Source organism: Bordetella bronchialis (assembly GCF_001676705.1).
GTDB classification, from domain to species: domain Bacteria; phylum Pseudomonadota; class Gammaproteobacteria; order Burkholderiales; family Burkholderiaceae_B; genus Bordetella_C; species Bordetella_C bronchialis.
The window spans coordinates 470,148-487,433 of the sequence record NZ_CP016170.1; the positions used below are offsets into that span (position 1 = coordinate 470,148).

The following is a 17,286-nucleotide window of genomic DNA, read 5'->3' on the forward strand; positions in this document are numbered from 1 at the left end:
CGCGCTTACCCTTGCAGCTGCGCCCAGACTTCGCGGTCCCTGGCGTCGGTCCAGATCCGTGGCCAATCGATGCCGTCGTACTCGTCCCAGACCCGTTGTACATCGAAGGGCAGGCAATGCTCGAAGATCGGCCAGCGGCCGAACTTTGGTGCCAGCGCGGCATGCGCCGCCTCGAAGGCCTCCTTCACGGTGCCGCCGCGTTGATGCACGGCGCCGACCTGGTCGATCAGTCCGCGCAGGAAACCGCGCGTCTGCTCGATCGCCTGGTCGACCGCTGCCACGCCGCGGGCGACCGCGCCGCGGCCGCCGATCAGATACTCGGCGCGATAGGTCTTCAGCGCGTCCAGCGTCTTGCCGGCCCAATCGAAGTGAAAGGCGTCGCCGGTGTATAGCGCGGCCTCGGCTTCTACCAGGTCGCCGGCGAACAGGGTGCGGGATTTCTCGTGCCAGGCCACGATGTCGCCCGCGGTGTGGCCGCGCCCGTTGAACTTGAGCTCCACGGTGCCCCGGTCGCCGCCCAGCTCGATCACATAGCGGTCGTCGAAAGTGATGGTGGGCCAGGTCAAGCCCGGTATGCTTTCGGGTTCCTTGAACAGGCGCGGCATGCGGCCGAATTCGCTGTCCCAGTCCTGCTGGCCACGCTCTTCGATCAGCTGCCGGGTGGCGGTGCTGGTCACGATGTGCTCGGCCTGGAAAGCCGCCGCGCCCAGCACACGCACCGCGTGGTAATGGGTCAGGACCAGGTAGCGGACCGGCTTATCGGTGTGCCGGCGCAACTGCTTGAGCCAGTCGCGCGCGGCAACCGGCGTGGCGCGGGCCTCCAGGGCGACGATGAAGTCCTCGCCCTCGATCGCGCCGACATTGGGATCGCCTTCGGCCGTCAGTGCATAGACACCGTCAGCCAGGACCTCGAAGGACTCTTTCTTCTCCGCCATATCGGCGGAGGACGCGAAGGGCTTGGACATGGCGAGTCTCCATTTACCGTACTCGGGTGGCTGTGGTACAGATAGCGCAAAGTCTAGACAGCGGCGTTCGGGTTGTCTGTCCATGGATCTATGGACAGGGTTGTCATCCTTTTATGTAGGGGCGGCTGCTTGAACGGGGTCATGGCACGCCGGCGGCGGGAAAGACGGCCGTGACAAGGCCGACCGTGGGAGGGCCGACCGTGCGACGGCCGGCCGCGGGCACGCCGAATGAGGGAAAGCCCACTCGGGCGGCGCCAACGTCAAGCGGGCGCCTGCCGCAGGAGCGTCTGCCGCAGGAACGCGGGCCGTAAGAGCCCTGCCGCAGGAGCGCCTGTCGCGTAGATCGATGAAGTAGCGCCGCCGGAATCGGGGCGCTCAATAGAATCTGGAGACGCCGGGCGCGATATGCCCCGGATAGCGAGGAGGTGCGCCATGTCCGCATTCACGCTGAACGAGCCCATCGATCCGGATATGGGCCAACGGCTGGTCGAGGCCGCCGGCACGTCCGCCTTCGCCGGGGCGCTGCTGCAAGCGGCCCAGAAACTGGATGCGGTTGAAGAGGTATACGCTTACCAGATCACCCCGGCGGGCGTGCCCCGCACGGTGTTGTCATGCGGGGAGCGTCGCGATGTGGATGAGCGCACGGTCGGGTATGTGGAGCGCTTCCATGTTCTGGACCCGATTATGCAGGCCAGGTGGCATCCGGGCCGTGGGCGTGGCTTCGTCCGGCATGTCCGCGCCGACCAGATTCCGGTGGGCAGCTACCGGGATATCTGTTTCGCAAGCCCGGGGTTTGTCGACAAGATATGCGTGGGTTGGCGGGGAGAGGGGCTCGGCTTGGTCTTGAGCTTTTACCGCGGCAAGCGTAGCCGCGCCGAGCCGGACAGGTCCTTGGCGTCATTGGGTGGGCTGGCGATGACGGTGCTCAAGCACCACATCGGCTTGACGCAGCGGCAAGGCGACTCCGGGCAGCGTGATCCGCGCGCGTTGCTGGAGGCAAGGTTGGCGCGTTCTTTTCCGGTGCTGACGGTGCGGGAGCGGCAAGTCGTCGCCTTGACCTTGCTCGGGCATAGCGCGGGACAAATCGCGGAGGAGCTTTCCATACGGCCGGCTACGGTTCTTACCTATCGCCAGCGTGCGTATCAGCGCATGGAGTTCTCGCAAGCCAGCGATTTCCTGGGGGCGCTGTTGTTTTGATGAAGTCGTAGAAACAGGGTAACCACGCGGACACGCGCCAGTGCCGTCCTGCGTCATTTTCCCGGCATGTCAGCTCGTTTCGCGGTGCCGAGGTGGACCGAATGTATGACTACGGAGTCAGACGCTACCGCTCCAAGTCACTGGGATGCCCTTGTCCGCGAGCCGCCGGGTGCAATGTGGACGTGCAGGGTTGGCAATGCGGGCAACTGCCTAATCGCCTCTGTCGCCGTTTCGAGTGGTCCGCATATTCCGAGTTTCTGCTATGCAGCGAAGCATGACGACCAAGCAGAGTTCCACTTCTTCCAGCAAGCGCCGCGTTGCTCGTACCCCAGTCCGGCCGGCGAGGATGCGCGCGGAGCCTGCCAAAGTCATGTCCCTGTTTGAACTGTCGATCGATGTGGAAGCTGTCGTGTTCGTTGTCCCGCGTCACGTCAAACTCAGCAAGGAAGCCGATGCAGCGATCAAGCACGATCTGGCCGAAATGCTGGGCCACGCCGTTGTGCAGATGCGGACTACCGAATGCAAGGCAACTGCGCGCCAGGATGCTCCGCTGCTAACCACCGAACAGGCTGCTCAGCTTGTGGGTGTCAGCCGGCCCTACATGGCCAAGCCGATCGACACCGGCGCGGTGAACTGCATCAGATGGTGGGTAAACAGCGCCGCGTGCCGCGAAGCGCTCTCCGCTGGCAAGAAGCCGAGCGGGCGCGCCAAGCCAAGGCGCTCAAGCGCCTTGCCAATGAGCTGGACGATGAAATTTTCTCGTCGTGAGCATTCCCGTCGTTGCAGACGCCGATACGCTGTTTTAAGCCAGTACGCGGGAGTTCTCGGTCTACCTCGACTACCAGGGCCTTATCAGGCCGCACTGGTCGCCGCTCATCCCCGATGAAGTCAGCCGGGAGTTGGCGGACACTGGGCGTAAGAAGTCGCTCGATGCGGCCTAGGCGCATGAGGCTCGTATGTGCGATGCCGTGCCGCATGCGCTGGTGGCGGTGGAAGATGAACAGGCCCAGTTCAAGGCCGTCGCGGCGGCTGTCCGGTCGGCCAAGGATGCGCACGTAGCGGCCTGCGCGCATTACCTGAGTCGCTTGCAACGCGTACTCGGGCCCCGTCGCCTGTCGCGCTGGTCACGCACAATACTATTTCAAGAAACCCGCGTTCGCGGACCTGGGCATTGTTTTGACGAGGCCGGATGCCTTTCTCGATGGGCTGGCGGCGTCGCCACCACAGGCGGTCGCGCAAACGTTCTATCTGTTCCGGCGTGGCCTGGCTCCAAAGCCGGCGCGGGAAGCGCTCCTGGAATGCCTGGAACGGGATGGGCTGGTGAAGACGGTGCAACGGCCACAGGTTCTGCACCAGACGGGCGCTACGCCACTATAGGGTTGCCAGCTTTGGGTTGCACTGTGGGAGTTCATCACACAGTTCGCGATCCCGAGTTCGGGAAGGGTAGCGCAGGGACCGCCCGGCAGCGAGGACTTGCTCCTGACCTGCCGTAGCGATGACGCAGCCACAACTAACGAGGAGAATCCAGGTTCGTTGCGGGTACTGCGGGACGAAGGCGAGACGCTTGCATGTGTACAGGCGGCTGCGCCGAATGCCGGCTTCCGTTTCGGCCCGCGTAACCGCGTATTCCATCCCAAGGGCATATGTTGTACGCGGTGCTGGAGCGCCAGAATCGTCTGGCGGTATTCGGTTATCGCGAGGGCCTTATCGAGGCGCGACCAAGGTTGGAGGTCGGCTTGGTGGATAACCCCCGGGAACGTAAGGCGCCCTCAACTCGGCGGCGCCATCGCGATCGATCTCACCGGCCGATACGCCTACGTCGTCAACCGCGCGCATCCGGTACCGGACGGCTCGGGTAACGCCACCGTCGTGTGGAGAGAACAGCGTCGTCGTTTTCCACCTCGACGCCCTGACCGGCGAGCCGCAGGATGCGGCGGGCGATTGTGCACGTGTCGCGCTGACCGCTCATTTAGTTCATTGATCCTCCGTCACTCTCTAACGGGCGGGAAAATTTAGAGCTTGTCGGTGGTGGTACGGAATTAAACTGGCACGCCTCGCATGGCGGATTTTGAGTCGGAGCGCGGAATCGTGTTCCTTGCGAAGCGGTGCGAAAACAGGCGCTAGTTAGAGTGAGATAAACGCGTTGAAAAAAAAACGTTGGCTTAGTGTAAAAAATTCGCTAATCCTGATCTGTGAACCTGTACCGTACGGAAATGGTGGCGAGCTTCCTAGCAAAAGCTGTAGCCGGCAGCGACAATCGCTTAGCTGGCAGGAGCGGTAGCCAGCAGCTTTCACTACGATGAGCAGCTTACTGATATTTATCTAGCCACGAGACTGTGACCAGCAACCGTAGAGGCATTGAGAATGTAGCGCCAGGCCCGGGGCCATCAGGTGGATGGCAAGCCACTCGGCCTTCGACGGACCGGGGGAACGTTGATGCCCAGTTTCTTGCTCCGGCCAATCTCTGACGGCCTAGACATTTTTGGCAATCAGCTTGTGGTGCCAGGCGACCCTGAACCGATCACTTCTGGGCGCTTGAAAAAGTACCGGGTGAAAATAAATGATCGCGCTCGCACTTGCCTGGTCATGGCGTGCAGCAGCTCCGGCGAGACTTCAATGGCCCTCGAGCGTGGCAACGGCGGCGACTAATGTTACATCTACCAATACTATTCTTTGTTTGATCGGGCTGCCGACGGGCCGGTATGCTCGCGCTTGTTCGTGAACACTTCCCCGCTTTCCTTGGCGGCCTGCTCTAACACACGATGTTCCCTTATTCTCAGCGGCCCCATAGACCTTTTGGCGTGCCCGTAGGCGAAAGGACGGTTTTGCGGCCGGAATATCGCTCACCCTCCCGAGAAAGGATTGTCGAGATTCTCCGGACGCCTTCTCGATCTTGCGCGGAGGCGCGTACTGGTCAACATCGAGGGGTCGTAGGCGCCCAACGGCTGCTTGCTCACTACCAAGCCGTGGTCATGCATCCCCGCACGGATTCCCTGTACTAGCGTATCAAAGCCAGCACGTGACGATCAACAGCCTTCTTTGTGACCCGTTATGGAAATTTCCCGTAAAACTTGGTAAAAATCCTCCACGCCAATAGTCGGGTGAAAACAATGCGCTCCTGGTTTCGAGGTAAGTCTGCAGTTCCAGCTATTGATAGCGGCCCAGGCTTGCTCACACTAATCATTGCGGTTGCAGTGCCGCTGCTCGTCCTGGCGCTCCTGTTATTTCGGCATCGGCTTGGGTTCAACCAAGGCTTTTCCGCTTGGGGACAACTCGGCGACTATTTCGGCGGCCTCGTGAATCCCCTTTTGGGAATCCTCTCAGTCTATCTATTGATACGAACCTTTAACCTGCAGACTGACATCACTAAAAGCACAGCACGGCAGGGGGAAATTCAATCTATTGAGCAGACTGTGTTTGCTTGGTTCAGAGACTATAAGGATCTGATAGGCGACATGCCGTACCTTACCGTCAGCGCCCCTAATAGCGGTGCCATTACAGGGCGACTAGGTGTGAACTGTCAAGAGGTTGTATCCGCCCAGATTAAGCCTGGAGATAGGTACAGCGCGGCCGATGCCTTGGTGAGGGCGATGCCAGTTGTAGTGGTGTAGCCAGGATTTCATGGCATCGGCTCGGTGTTGTGAGTTTTGGTAGGTGTAGGCGTAGGCCCATTCACGCAGGGCTGACTGGATGAATCGTTCGGCCTTGCCATTGGTCTGTGGCCGGTAGGGCCGGGTGAAGCAATGCTTGATGCCCATTTCACGGCATAGCGCGGCGAAGGCGCGGCTGCGGAAGGCCGAGCCATTATCGGTAAGCAACCGCTGGATGGTCACGCCTAAGCGCTTGTAGTAAGCCACGGCGTCCTTGAGGAACTGGACCGCACTGGGGGCGCGTTCGTCGGGGTGGATGTCGGTAAAGGCCACGCGAGCGTGGTCATCGATGGCCACGAAGACGAAGTCCCAGCCGGCACCGTCCACGCCATCGCGCCGGTTACCTGTAACGCGGTGGCTGGGCCGCACGATGCGCCCGAGCTTCTTGATGTCGATGTGTAGCAATTGGCCTGGCGCCTCATGTTCGTAGCGCACCACCGGCTCGGCCGGCTCCAGGTCGGCCAGGCGGGACAGACCGGCACGGGCCAGGACGCGGCTGACGGTACTGGCCGATACGCCCAGCGCCTGGGCAATGCGTGCCTGAGTCAGTCGCTTGCGGCGAAGTTCGACGATAGCCATTGCCTTGGCCGGCGCAATCGCCTTGGGCGAGCGCACCGGGCGCGATGAGGCATCTGCAAGCCCGTCCTGGCCCTGCGCCAGAAACCGACCTAGCCATTTGCGCACAGTCGGCGCCGTCACCCCGTAGGCGCCAGCCGCTTGAGAGATCGTCAACTGTTTATTGCGCAATTGCTCAACCATTTCGAATCGACGTACGAAGGTCAATCGGGCATGCTTATGGGTGTTCATCCGGCCGGGCTCCTTGAGCTTTCTGGTGGTTTGGCGATTACCAGTTTCTCAAACCCGGTTCGGGTGAACCATGAATACAACCTATTGAATGTTCACAACTAGCCCTCCGAAACCTTGTCCGCGATATCCTGCGAGAAGATAGATACACCGTTCAGGACGATGTGGCGGTACTCGGCCGAATGACCGCTTTGGCAACTGATCCCGACATTACTGCGCCGTCGGAGTGGAATAGCTTACAGGCCCGTTGGGACGACATCTATAAGTCGCACGGTGACTGGCTGGGCGGGTGCCTTCGTACCCTTTACGGGTTGATTCGGTGGATAGACGAACACCCGGTTCTAAATGACGACGAGAAGCGCAGATACGTCAGCATCATCCGTGCTCAGTTATCGGATGCGGAACTACGCGTGCTGTTTATCAATGGCATGACGGCGACAGGAGCGAAGTTCGTCAAATACGTGAACCGTTATGCGCTACTGGACAACATGCGCCCCGAAGAGATTCCTCTCGTAGAGGTCCTCAGAAGATGGTCAGACAGTCCCTATACCGCGTGCGCGTACTCGACCGACGAGGCCGACAAGGTAGAATGGACTACTCCTGTCAAGCAGCAACCCTAAGGCATCATCTACCCCTACCCGCGCGATTTTGAGCCTAGGCACCTTGGGCGTTCCGCGAGGTGCATCTGTCAGGGAAACCACATCTGCCGACGGGCAGTAGCACCTGACGACGCCTACGAACTCCTGGGCATCCTGCCGACGGATCGCCAACTTCGGCGGGCGGTCAGCTCGCTGAAGAGCTGCAGCCGAATGCGTCCTTCTGCTGTCCGACGCGATACGGCTCGCTCTACCAGAGCGCAGAAGTCGGTATTGGAACACTCGCGGCAGTAATTCGGAGCCAGCGTAATGACGAAGAGTCGCACGCGCCCTGAATCAATCACAGAACTGCTGCTCCTGACGCTGCTTCTGCTATCCATCCGCGCGGAATATGACCTGCTTTGAGCCGGACCAGCGACATCAATCGCCAGACTCTCGAGTGTATTCCTCAGTGACAGTCAGACATTTCAATTGCTGGCCTCGTACGCCCATACCTGTATTCGCCGCTTCCTGCGTAGTCGGTCGCAGTCGACTTACCGCAATCCGACGCCGCGGCCGGTTGCGCGGCACTTGCAGACCCGCACCCGACCACAGGAATTAGGTCCGATCGGCGCTCATCGACGGCCCCCGGCAGTCCCGAACGATTTCAATGCGACGATGGCCATATCGTGGGTATTGCACCGCCAAACGCAGTCATCGCGGCCAACACCGGCGTGTCGTGCTCAGGAAACCCGCAATTCGTAACGTAACGATGATCGGGCGACCGATAGCAGCGTGCGCGCCCGTCTATCTGACAGCCATCCGTTCACCGCGAAACCGACATGTTCGCGACGGACGCACACGCTCACCATTTTTTGTCGTGATCACTTTCATGACTTCGATCTCCAGATCACGTGCAATAAGGGTCTTCTTCAGCCGGGGTTCTCCTGCTCGAAGTTTTGAGTGAGAGAACTTCGTCGCTGTTTATCTCGCAAAAGCGCTGGCGCCAGTTGTACGAGCTCTGCTCACTGACCGTGCGCTTTGGCTACGGCCGCCACCGAGCTGCGACCAGCCCCGCGTAGCATGTTGATCCCCTGTTTTTCTGTAAACCGGCTCTTCTTCATGATTTCCTTCGGGGTCGAAAGCCATTCTCAAATTCCGGCTGGTGGCACGTCATCGTGACCTTCAGGAATCGTACTTCTTGTACGTGAATTGTCGAGTCGCTCGTTAGAGGTCGTGGCGGCCAATGAAGTGGGGAGTTTCCGGTAGTACCGTGTTCGCGAGATGGTTCTTCACCTCACGGATAATTTCGGCATCCGTCTCGTCGCGAGCCTTGCACTTTAGGGCCCAAGAGCGCCCGGGGTGTAGCGTGTCCCAACGCGGGCGGAGACCGTTATACCGCCCTGCCCCGGGATCATGGTTTCCGAAGCCCTCGACGGCTAGATTCCAAAGCGGAGAAAATTTGGCGATCATCAGCGACTCACCAAGCGGAATCCAGATTTCATCCACTACCAGGTATCGGCATGTGAAATCGTCAATTCGCAACGTCTCGGTCGCTTGGATGGATTCAGCGTGTTCCTGTAAGCGACCAAACAGTGCCCTCGACCTTGTGGGGTCAGGCATCACCTTCCCTTTGCGCGCGCCCTGTGGAACGGCTTTTCCGACGTAGATGGGAATGCTAGGATTGGACGGCTCTGCTCGGTTCAACTTCGAGATGGGGCCATACGCCACATGTTCGCCGTGGTAGTAGAGCGCATAGATTCCGGCGCCGGGGAAAGAGGCAATATTGCCGAGCGAATGCACTGGCTGACTTACCAACGCTTCGGCGACGCTGGCACCGAGATTTTTCTTGTCTAGTGGGTTGAAGGGGACTATCTCTGCGGTGTGCGATTTCTTGTTCATGCGGCCGATTTCTTTTTGTTGGCGTCTAGGTTGGCTAGAATACGTTGTAATTCACTGCGAATCAATGCTTCGGCCACTGACGAGGCGACGATCCGTCCTAGCGCAACAGGGACGGCGTTGCCAAGCTGACGCATGGTTTCTGTCCAGGAGCCATGAAAAACGTAGCCGTCTGGAAAGGTCTGGATGCGTGCCGTTTCGCGCGCGGTGAAATACCGAACGCTGCCATCGCTCAGCACCATCATGTTTTCGCCTCCAGGCACGCCATGATCGCCCGCTTTTATGGTCTTGGCCGGCTGGTCCAAAGGACTACCAGTATGCCCGGGGTAGACCTTGGCTCCATCCTGGAATTTATGGTCGCGGATGCCGGCCGCCGCGCGCGACCGTGGGTCAGGCAGGTCGGCTATGGCATCACGCACCGTGCGCCAGGGTAAAGTCGTCGGGGGCTTTGCGGCGAGTGCCTGGATGCGCTTGGCCAATTTGGCCGGCGGCAAGGGGCGATTCCGCTTCGAGATCTGATGTCGATCCCAATATTCGCCGGATATCCACTGAGAATGGATCAATGCATCCTCGCTGTGGGTCGCTTCGGGAAAGTGCCAATCGATGCCCAGATCCGAGCGAGTGCCGACAACAAAAACACGCTCACGTTTCTGAGGAACACCGTAGTCGGCCGCATTTACGAGGGTAGCGGTTACGTTGTAGGTAAGTCCGCTTTCATGCATGCGGCCACTTGTCTTCTCGGTCTGCAGGCGCATTAGGTGATCAAACCAGGACTCCTCCGCGTGGCGTGGGGCCTCCGGAAATTCCAATTGCAGTTTGATGTACTCGAAGTAGTTCGCGAAACTTGAGCGCGTGAGTCCTTTCACGTTCTCCACGATGAAGGTCTTGGGACGCAGCTTGCGCACGATTTGCACCGTGGCGGGGAACATGTCGCGTGTGTCGTCATGAGCCTTGTGCTTGCCACCCATCGAGAATGGTTGACATGGAGGGCCTCCCGCCAATAGTTCGATATCTTGCGGAATGGCAGACCAATCCACCTCTCGTACGTCGCCTTCGCTCAGAGGCCAGTTAGCAACTAGAGGATAACCGCGGCGCTGATTCTCACGCACGGTATCGCAAGCCCATTTGTCCCATTCCACCACGGCAAGGGACTTAAAACCAGCGAGGCTTACGCCCATCGCTAGCCCGCCAGCTCCCGCGAATAGCTCCACGGCTCGCATCATTTACTTTCTCCTGCGTCGTCATTCAAGAATGCCTCGAGCCGAGTCACGAGTTTTTTCATGTCACGCAGCTCACATTCCCATACCACCAATACGTTCCAGCCTAACGCGTGCAACTGTTCGAGTTTCAAGGCGTCCCGCGCACGATTCCCTTCCAGCTTTGGCCGCCAGAAGTTTAGGTTCGACTTCGGCATCCGTGAAAGCGCGCACGCACAGTGCATGTGCCAGAAGCAGCCATGAACAAAGACGGCCTTTCTGCGGCCCTTGAAAACCAAGTCCGGCTTACCGGGTAGCCGAGCATCGTGCAGGCGATACCTAAACCCCAGCGCATGTAGTGTCTTACGAACCACGAGTTCGGGCTTCGTATCGCGGCCTCGCACCCGCGCCATGCGTTCCGAGCGTTGTTCGGGTGTGAGTGTATCAACCACTGTTTCTTTGTCCAGTACTTTTTGTGCGGGCCGGTGAGCGGGTGAGGCTAGCCTCACGCATCGGCGAAGGAGGTAAGGCGCAGTTCAATCTCGCAACAAGATGTTAGCGCACTGAAGCGTCGATGAGCGGGATGGGGCACTGCGAGACGATCTCGCAGCGCTGGACGCTGCGGTGGCCCACCAGCGTTTCATGCGTGGCGGTTCCCGAGGCCGCGGGCGCCCGGAGGCGCCGGCGGAGCGACACGGTTGCCGGCGTTTAGAGTGCTCCGAGCCGCAGATTGAATGCTGAGGCGGCTCAAGCGGCATATGGCCCGAAGCGCAGTGCTACTCGCGGATGCCCTCAAGCATCTATGCCAACGGCGGCCTCGAAGAGTCCGTGGCTCTCATGAAGTCCTTCCCGGTCCAAACGGGTAGGCCTCGCCATCTGAATCTACCATGCACTACTGGTAATCCTTCGTTTGCTACGACTTTCCGTAGCAATAGCATTTCGTTTACCATCATTCCGATTTCGACCGGACGAAGGCCTAGGTTGTGAACATTCAATAGGTTGTATTCATGGTTCACCCGAACCGGGTTTGAGAAACTGGTAATCGCCAAACCACCAGAAAGCTCAAGGAGCCCGGCCGGATGAACACCCATAAGCATGCCCGATTGACCTTCGTACGTCGATTCGAAATGGTTGAGCAATTGCGCAATAAACAGTTGACGATCTCTCAAGCGGCTGGCGCCTACGGGGTGACGGCGCCGACTGTGCGCAAATGGCTAGGTCGGTTTCTGGCGCAGGGCCAGGACGGGCTTGCAGATGCCTCATCGCGCCCGGTGCGCTCGCCCAAGGCGATTGCGCCGGCCAAGGCAATGGCTATCGTCGAACTTCGCCGCAAGCGACTGACTCAGGCACGCATTGCCCAGGCGCTGGGCGTATCGGCCAGTACCGTCAGCCGCGTCCTGGCCCGTGCCGGTCTGTCCCGCCTGGCCGACCTGGAGCCGGCCGAGCCGGTGGTGCGCTACGAACATGAGGCGCCAGGCCAATTGCTACACATCGACATCAAGAAGCTCGGGCGCATCGTGCGGCCCAGCCACCGCGTTACAGGTAACCGGCGCGATGGCGTGGACGGTGCCGGCTGGGACTTCGTCTTCGTGGCCATCGATGACCACGCTCGCGTGGCCTTTACCGACATCCACCCCGACGAACGCGCCCCCAGTGCGGTCCAGTTCCTCAAGGACGCCGTGGCTTACTACAAGCGCTTAGGCGTGACCATCCAGCGGTTGCTTACCGATAATGGCTCGGCCTTCCGCAGCCGCGCCTTCGCCGCGCTATGCCGTGAAATGGGCATCAAGCATTGCTTCACCCGGCCCTACCGGCCACAGACCAATGGCAAGGCCGAACGATTCATCCAGTCAGCCCTGCGTGAATGGGCCTACGCCTACACCTACCAAAACTCACAACACCGAGCCGATGCCATGAAATCCTGGCTACACCACTACAACTGGCATCGCCCTCACCAAGGCATCGGCCGCGCTGTACCTATCTCCAGGCTTAATCTGGGCGGATACAACCTCTTGACAGTTCACACCTAGGCTGCCGCTTTGCCAGTCGAACCGCGTGCCCCTGATTTTCCTCCAATCCCTCCTCGAGGAGCTGCTGCAACTTAGCGAGTTGTTCAGCAACCGGGTCATCCTTCTCTAGCCGCTGGCACAAGTAGGCGCTGGGGATTCGTCGCGCCGCTACTTCTTCCTCGCATTGGTACTGTCGGCTGAAGTAAAACACCAATCCGGCCGATATTGAAATCATTCGCGTTCGTGCGTCATAATTGGCAGTCTGCAACTTCTCGACGGGCCATCTATGGGTGTCAGCAGCAAAGATAAAGTTAATCTAGATGCACTCATTAGGAGGCAGGACCTCGAAGCGATTAAGACTGATAATTCGGCAAACATGAACGAGGGAGGCATCCCCGTCACGGAATTGGCCAAGGGCAAGCTGTACTACGAACTTTTGCGCAAACCGCATTTCCAGCGAGAGACTGATGATTGGAACGTCGACAACGTGGTTACGTTGATCAAGAGTTTTCGGGATGGCAACCTTATTCCCGCAATCATATTATGGCGTAGCGACCAAGGTTTCACATTCGTTATCGATGGAGCGCATCGACTGAGCGCACTCATTGCGTGGATCAACGATGATTATGGTGACCGTAATATTTCGGCGCAGTTCTTCATGCACGAGATTCCGAAAAAGCAGAAGGAGATCGCCGAGGCCTGCCGACAACGTATCGCCGCCGAGGTGGGCACGTACGCCAGTTTGAGCCAGATTCTTACCTCACCCAATCCTTCTAGTCAGCAGATAAAGTGGGCCAGCAACTTAACGAAGGCTTTGATGACGCAATGGGTGCACGGCGATGCAGACATTGCCGCAGCGTCCTTCTTGGCGATCAATCAACGTGCGGTCCAGATCGATCCCACCGAACGCTATATGATCGAAGCACGTAGTCAGCCCAATGTGATCGCAGCGCGTGCGTTCGTCAATAGTACGCGTGGGCACAAATATTGGCAGAATTTTGACGAATCAACGCGCGAACGGATTGAGCGCAGGGCTCGACTTATCTACAACTCAATCTTCGAGCCGGAGGATGCAGACCCGGTGAAGCATACTCGTCTGCCGCCAGCGGGTTTGGCTCATACTGCGAACGGGTTGCGCATCGCATTGGATTTGGTGAACATTACCAATGATGTGAAGCAAGCCTCTCTCGATCCGGACAGTACGGGCACGGACACCGAGCGCTTCATCAACAAGACCTATGGGGTGGTCAAGTATGTCGCTGGCGGTGATCCCGCGTCCTTGGATCTGCATCCTGCGATCTATTTCTGGGGAGCTACTGGCAACCACCAGCCCTCAATCTTCCTAGCTGTCATTTCATTTGTGCAAGATATGATCTTACGCGACGAGCTGATCGATTTTACTCGACACCGCGCGAAATTCGAGGAGTTCCTGGTAGGTAATAGTGGTGTCGTTAAACATATTCTTGGGAAGCACGGCGGCTGGAAAAAGAGCGTTGTCCCGGTGAAAAAGATGCTCCGCACGATATTCGAGGGACTCATGGCAGGAAAAAGTGACGCGATAATCGAGGCTGAGCTGTCTCAGCCTCCTGGGCAGACTGCATCGAGCATGGCGGCATTCGCTGTCGAAGAGCGCCGATCAAGCTGGCGTGAGACAAAAAGTGCCGCGCGTCGCAAAGCGAGTATCGATATGGCCAGTCGCTGTGCGATTTGCAAAGCTCGCCTCGACCCTAATGTTGCTAGCGACGACCATGTGATTCGTAAGGAAGATGGTGGGCGAGACTCAGTCGATAATGCACAACTCACTCACCATTTTTGTAATCATGGATTCAAGGAGTATTTTGCCCACCGAGGCGAAGCATTGCCCGATATTCCTACCCCAGTGTAGCCGTATAGATGTTGTGTGCTCCAAGTGCGAGGAGGCGCGACTGTGCGCAGTTACCGGCGCGAAAACATCTGAACAATGGATTCCAGTAGTCGTCCACCGCATCAATAGGCGCTTCGGCTCGACGGCCTTTAGTCAGCGATTCCGTTCCGCTGCTTCGGCAGGCCGGGGGATGCTTGACACTGCGTTGGATGGCAACTCGCGCCCCAGTCTTTGATCGCCACGGTGAGCCAGTGGCGGAGCGAGGCGAGTCCCAATCGCACGGTGTTTTTGTTTCGAGATATGTGCTTGTCTTTGAATCTTCATCGCTGGCAACGCGGGTCTCGCGGTATTTGGCGAATTTCGGGCTAATGGGCCAGGGGAATAGTTACCGAGGTGCTGTATCAATGTCCGGGGATTTTGTGTTTTCCCACCTGTGTTGAACTGCGGCTGGTCGGCGTCACTTATCATCAAATAGCGTCCCACGCGGCGTCGACTGTCAGGTGTTCCGCAGGCCTTTTGAATATAGACTCCGCATTATTTCGTCTTCGGTAGGCGCGCCCGATCTTCTGCATCTCGATCGATGCGGGACATTTTGGCCGTCGTTGGCCAGCCGGTCTTGCGTTCACTGCCCTCCACGTACCGGAAGAGTCTTGACGATAGTAGGTATGAAAGCTCCAATGAGCTCGCTCAGCCCTGCGCCACTGTACCTAACAACAGTCTTTGGAAATCCCCCGGCTTCGGGATGCCCAGCCACTACCTTCCAACTATTTGTTTTAAACGAAGGCTTTAGTTGGTGCCCGGGGCCGGAATCGAACCGGCACGCCTTGCGGCGGGGGATTTTGAGTCCCCTGCGTCTACCAATTTCACCACCCGGGCAGGTCGTGCGCAGGCGTCCAGCGGTTGCTGCCGATCCCCGTGGAACCCGGCCGATGACCGATTTCCACGCCCCGGCGAGGGCCGGGTTTTGAAGAACGGCGTCGGGTCCGTGCCGTTTCCGGCAAGGGCCGTGCAACGGGACGCTGCGTGGCGGAAAGCTCGGCATTATAGCCCACTTGAAAAAGCTGTCGCCGCCCTCATACTCCTGCCGGTCGGCGCCCGGCTCGGGCGCCCGATCCACCCGGCGTGGGTGCCTGCATCCGCGCCCTGGGCAATGCCCGGCGGACGCCTTCCCCTGGCGCCCGCCGTCCCTATAACGCAGACGCCAAGATTTCGACACGATGAACGAAACCACATCCCAATCCGCACCGGAGACCCTGGGGTTCCAGGCAGAGGTCAAGCAGCTGCTGCACCTCATGATCCACTCCCTGTACAGCAACAAGGAAATCTTCCTGCGAGAACTGGTTTCGAACGCATCCGATGCCTGCGACAAGCTGCGCTTCGAGGCGATCGATAACCCGTCGCTGATGGAAGGCAATCCGGATCTCGGCATCCGGGTGGACTACGACAAGTCGGCGCGCACGATCACCATTTCGGATAACGGCATTGGCCTGTCGCGCGAGGAAGCCGTCGCCAACCTGGGCACGATCGCCCGGTCCGGCACCCGCGAGTTCTTTTCCAAGCTGACCGGCGACAAGCAGAAGGATGCCCAGCTGATCGGCCAGTTCGGCGTGGGTTTTTATTCCTCGTTCATCGTCGCCGACAAGGTCACGGTGGTCAGCCGGCGGGCGGGCCTGCCGGCTGACCAGGCGGTGCGCTGGGAGTCGGACGGCCAGGGCGAATTCACCATCGCCCAGGTAGAGAAGGCGGACCGTGGCACCGACGTCACGCTGCACCTGCGCGCCGACGAGGACGAGCTGCTCAGCAGCTGGAAGCTGCGGGACATCCTGCGCCGCTATTCCGACCATATCTCCCTGCCCATCCGCATGGCCAAGGAAGAATGGGATGCGGAAAAGGGCGAGCAGGTCCGCAAGGACGAGCTGGAAACCGTGAACCAGGCCAATGCCCTGTGGACGCGGGCCAAGGGCGACATCACGGAAGAGCAGTACCGCGAGTTCTACAAGCACGTCGCGCATGACTACGACGATCCGCTGGCCTGGACCCACAACCGGGTAGAGGGCCGCAGCGAATATACCCAGCTGCTGTACATCCCCAAGCACGCCCCCATGGACATGTGGGACCGCGACGCGCGCCGGGGCGTGAAGCTGTACGTCAAGCGCGTCTTCATCATGGACGATGCCGAACAGCTGTTGCCGGCGTATCTGCGCTTCGTTCGCGGCGTGATCGACTCGGCCGACCTGCCGCTGAACGTCTCGCGCGAGATCCTGCAGGAAAGCCGCGATGTCCGGGCCATCCGCGAGGGTTCGGCCAAGCGCGTGCTGTCGCTGCTGGAGGACCTGGCGGAAAACCGCAAGGACGACTACGCGGCGTTCTGGCAGGAGTTCGGCAAGGTGCTGAAGGAAGGCACCGGAGAGGACATCGCCAACCAGGAACGCATCGCCAAGCTGCTGCGCTTCGCCTCCACCCATAACGAGGACGGCGTGCAGAATGTCTCCTTCGCCGACTACGTGTCGCGCATGAAGGAAGGCCAGGACAAGATCTACTACGTTACGGCCGAGACCTATGCCGCGGCCCGGAACAGCCCGCACCTGGAGATCTTCCGCAAGAAGGGCATCGAGGTCCTGCTGCTGTCGGATCGCGTGGACGAGTGGATGCTGTCCTATCTGCGCGAGTTCGACGGCAAGTCGCTGGTCTCCGTGGCCAAGGGCGGCCTGGACCTGGACGCGCTGGCGGACGAGGAAGAAAAGAAGAAGCAGGCCGAAGTCCAGGAGTCCTTCAAGCCGCTGGTGGAGCGCCTGAAGACCGCGCTGGGCGATAAGGTGGCGGATGTGCGCGTCACGCTGCGCCTGGTCGATTCGCCGGCTTGCATCGTGGTGGGCCAGAACGAACTCAGCCCCAATCTGCTGCGCATGCTGAAGGCGGCGGGGCAGGAAGCGCCGACGGTCAAGCCCACGCTGGAAATCAACCCCGAACACGGGCTGGTGGAACGCGTGCGCGATGCGGCCGACGCCGACTTCAACGATTGGGCCGAGCTGCTGCTCGACCAGGCCATGCTGGCGGAAGGCGCCCAGCTGGCCGATCCGGCGGCGTTCGTGAAACGGATGAATGCCTTGCTGCTGAAGGCCTGAGA

11 protein-coding genes and 1 tRNA gene are annotated in these 17,286 nt (G+C 59.5%); 6 read left to right on the forward strand and 6 right to left on the reverse strand.

The window, feature by feature from the left end; translation table 11 throughout:
* Nucleotides 1-5 precede the first annotated feature (5 nt).
* Nucleotides 6-965, reverse strand: a complete 960-nt coding sequence (locus tag BAU06_RS02070; RefSeq protein ID WP_066343771.1) for an MBL fold metallo-hydrolase — start codon at nt 963-965, stop codon at nt 6-8.
* Nucleotides 966-1,397: 432 nt separating this feature from the next.
* Between BAU06_RS02070 and BAU06_RS02075 the strand changes: the two genes are divergently transcribed.
* Nucleotides 1,398-2,162 carry a LuxR C-terminal-related transcriptional regulator gene (locus tag BAU06_RS02075; protein WP_066343778.1) on the forward strand — a complete coding sequence of 255 codons (765 nt, stop codon included), beginning with the start codon at nt 1,398-1,400 and terminating at the stop codon, nt 2,160-2,162.
* Nucleotides 2,163-2,436: 274 nt separating this feature from the next.
* Nucleotides 2,437-3,048 carry a hypothetical protein gene (locus tag BAU06_RS26970; protein WP_231933974.1) on the forward strand — a complete coding sequence of 204 codons (612 nt, stop codon included), beginning with the start codon at nt 2,437-2,439 and terminating at the stop codon, nt 3,046-3,048.
* Between the two features lie 2,620 nt (nt 3,049-5,668).
* Here the strand turns inward: BAU06_RS26970 and BAU06_RS02080 are convergent.
* Nucleotides 5,669-6,619 carry an IS481 family transposase gene (locus BAU06_RS02080; RefSeq protein WP_066343782.1) on the reverse strand — a complete coding sequence of 317 codons (951 nt, stop codon included), beginning with the start codon at nt 6,617-6,619 and terminating at the stop codon, nt 5,669-5,671.
* 179 nt (nt 6,620-6,798) lie between these two features.
* Between BAU06_RS02080 and BAU06_RS02085 the strand changes: the two genes are divergently transcribed.
* Entirely contained in the window at nt 6,799-7,236 is a 438-nt protein-coding gene (locus tag BAU06_RS02085) for a putative phage abortive infection protein (RefSeq protein ID WP_066343784.1), read from the forward strand.
* A 1,182-nt stretch (nt 7,237-8,418) separates the two neighbouring features.
* On the opposite strand, the gene BAU06_RS25930 is transcribed toward BAU06_RS02085, so the two are convergent.
* Genes BAU06_RS25930 through BAU06_RS25935 form a run of 3 tightly spaced genes read right to left on the reverse strand, consistent with a single transcriptional unit; the run spans nt 8,419 to nt 10,738 of the window.
* On the reverse strand, nt 8,419-9,093 hold the full coding sequence (locus BAU06_RS25930; RefSeq protein ID WP_082993478.1) for an Eco29kI family restriction endonuclease: 675 nt from the start codon (nt 9,091-9,093) through the stop codon (nt 8,419-8,421).
* On the reverse strand, nt 9,090-10,313 hold the full coding sequence (locus tag BAU06_RS02090) for a DNA cytosine methyltransferase (protein WP_249762079.1): 1,224 nt from the start codon (nt 10,311-10,313) through the stop codon (nt 9,090-9,092). Before BAU06_RS02090 ends, BAU06_RS25930 begins: the two co-directional genes overlap by 4 nt.
* Nucleotides 10,310-10,738, reverse strand: coding sequence for a very short patch repair endonuclease (locus BAU06_RS25935; protein WP_082993479.1), 429 nt, complete (start codon nt 10,736-10,738; stop codon nt 10,310-10,312). Before BAU06_RS25935 ends, BAU06_RS02090 begins: the two co-directional genes overlap by 4 nt.
* A 627-nt stretch (nt 10,739-11,365) precedes the next feature.
* Between BAU06_RS25935 and BAU06_RS02095 the strand changes: the two genes are divergently transcribed.
* Together BAU06_RS02095 and BAU06_RS02100 are read left to right on the forward strand one after the other, a co-directional pair.
* Nucleotides 11,366-12,316 carry an IS481 family transposase gene (locus tag BAU06_RS02095; protein WP_066343782.1) on the forward strand — a complete coding sequence of 317 codons (951 nt, stop codon included), beginning with the start codon at nt 11,366-11,368 and terminating at the stop codon, nt 12,314-12,316.
* A gap of 265 nt (nt 12,317-12,581) precedes the next feature.
* Nucleotides 12,582-14,180, forward strand: a complete 1,599-nt coding sequence (locus BAU06_RS02100; RefSeq protein WP_066343789.1) for an HNH endonuclease family protein — start codon at nt 12,582-12,584, stop codon at nt 14,178-14,180.
* Nucleotides 14,181-14,950: 770 nt separating this feature from the next.
* On the opposite strand, the gene BAU06_RS02105 is transcribed toward BAU06_RS02100, so the two are convergent.
* Nucleotides 14,951-15,035: transfer RNA gene (locus tag BAU06_RS02105), tRNA-Leu, on the reverse strand.
* A gap of 341 nt (nt 15,036-15,376) precedes the next feature.
* Between BAU06_RS02105 and htpG the strand changes: the two genes are divergently transcribed.
* Nucleotides 15,377-17,284: a molecular chaperone HtpG gene (gene htpG / locus BAU06_RS02110; protein ID WP_066343792.1), complete on the forward strand. Its 1,908-nt coding sequence runs from the start codon at nt 15,377-15,379 to the stop codon at nt 17,282-17,284.
* The last annotated feature ends 2 nt before the right edge of the window (nt 17,285-17,286 follow it).

What these genes read in the sequence shown, in the direction of transcription:
- BAU06_RS02070 (WP_066343771.1), bottom strand. Translation starts at nt 965, where the DNA reads ATGTCCAAGCCCTTCGCGTCCTCCGCCGATATGGCGGAGAAGAAAGAG.
- BAU06_RS02075 (WP_066343778.1), top strand. Translation starts at nt 1,398, where the DNA reads ATGTCCGCATTCACGCTGAACGAGCCCATCGATCCGGATATGGGCCAA.
- BAU06_RS26970 (WP_231933974.1), top strand. Translation starts at nt 2,437, where the DNA reads ATGACGACCAAGCAGAGTTCCACTTCTTCCAGCAAGCGCCGCGTTGCT.
- BAU06_RS02080 (WP_066343782.1), bottom strand. Translation starts at nt 6,619, where the DNA reads ATGAACACCCATAAGCATGCCCGATTGACCTTCGTACGTCGATTCGAA.
- BAU06_RS02085 (WP_066343784.1), top strand. Translation starts at nt 6,799, where the DNA reads ATGACCGCTTTGGCAACTGATCCCGACATTACTGCGCCGTCGGAGTGG.
- BAU06_RS25930 (WP_082993478.1), bottom strand. Translation starts at nt 9,093, where the DNA reads ATGAACAAGAAATCGCACACCGCAGAGATAGTCCCCTTCAACCCACTA.
- BAU06_RS02090 (WP_249762079.1), bottom strand. Translation starts at nt 10,313, where the DNA reads ATGATGCGAGCCGTGGAGCTATTCGCGGGAGCTGGCGGGCTAGCGATG.
- BAU06_RS02095 (WP_066343782.1), top strand. Translation starts at nt 11,366, where the DNA reads ATGAACACCCATAAGCATGCCCGATTGACCTTCGTACGTCGATTCGAA.
- BAU06_RS02100 (WP_066343789.1), top strand. Translation starts at nt 12,582, where the DNA reads ATGGGTGTCAGCAGCAAAGATAAAGTTAATCTAGATGCACTCATTAGG.
- htpG (WP_066343792.1), top strand. Translation starts at nt 15,377, where the DNA reads ATGAACGAAACCACATCCCAATCCGCACCGGAGACCCTGGGGTTCCAG.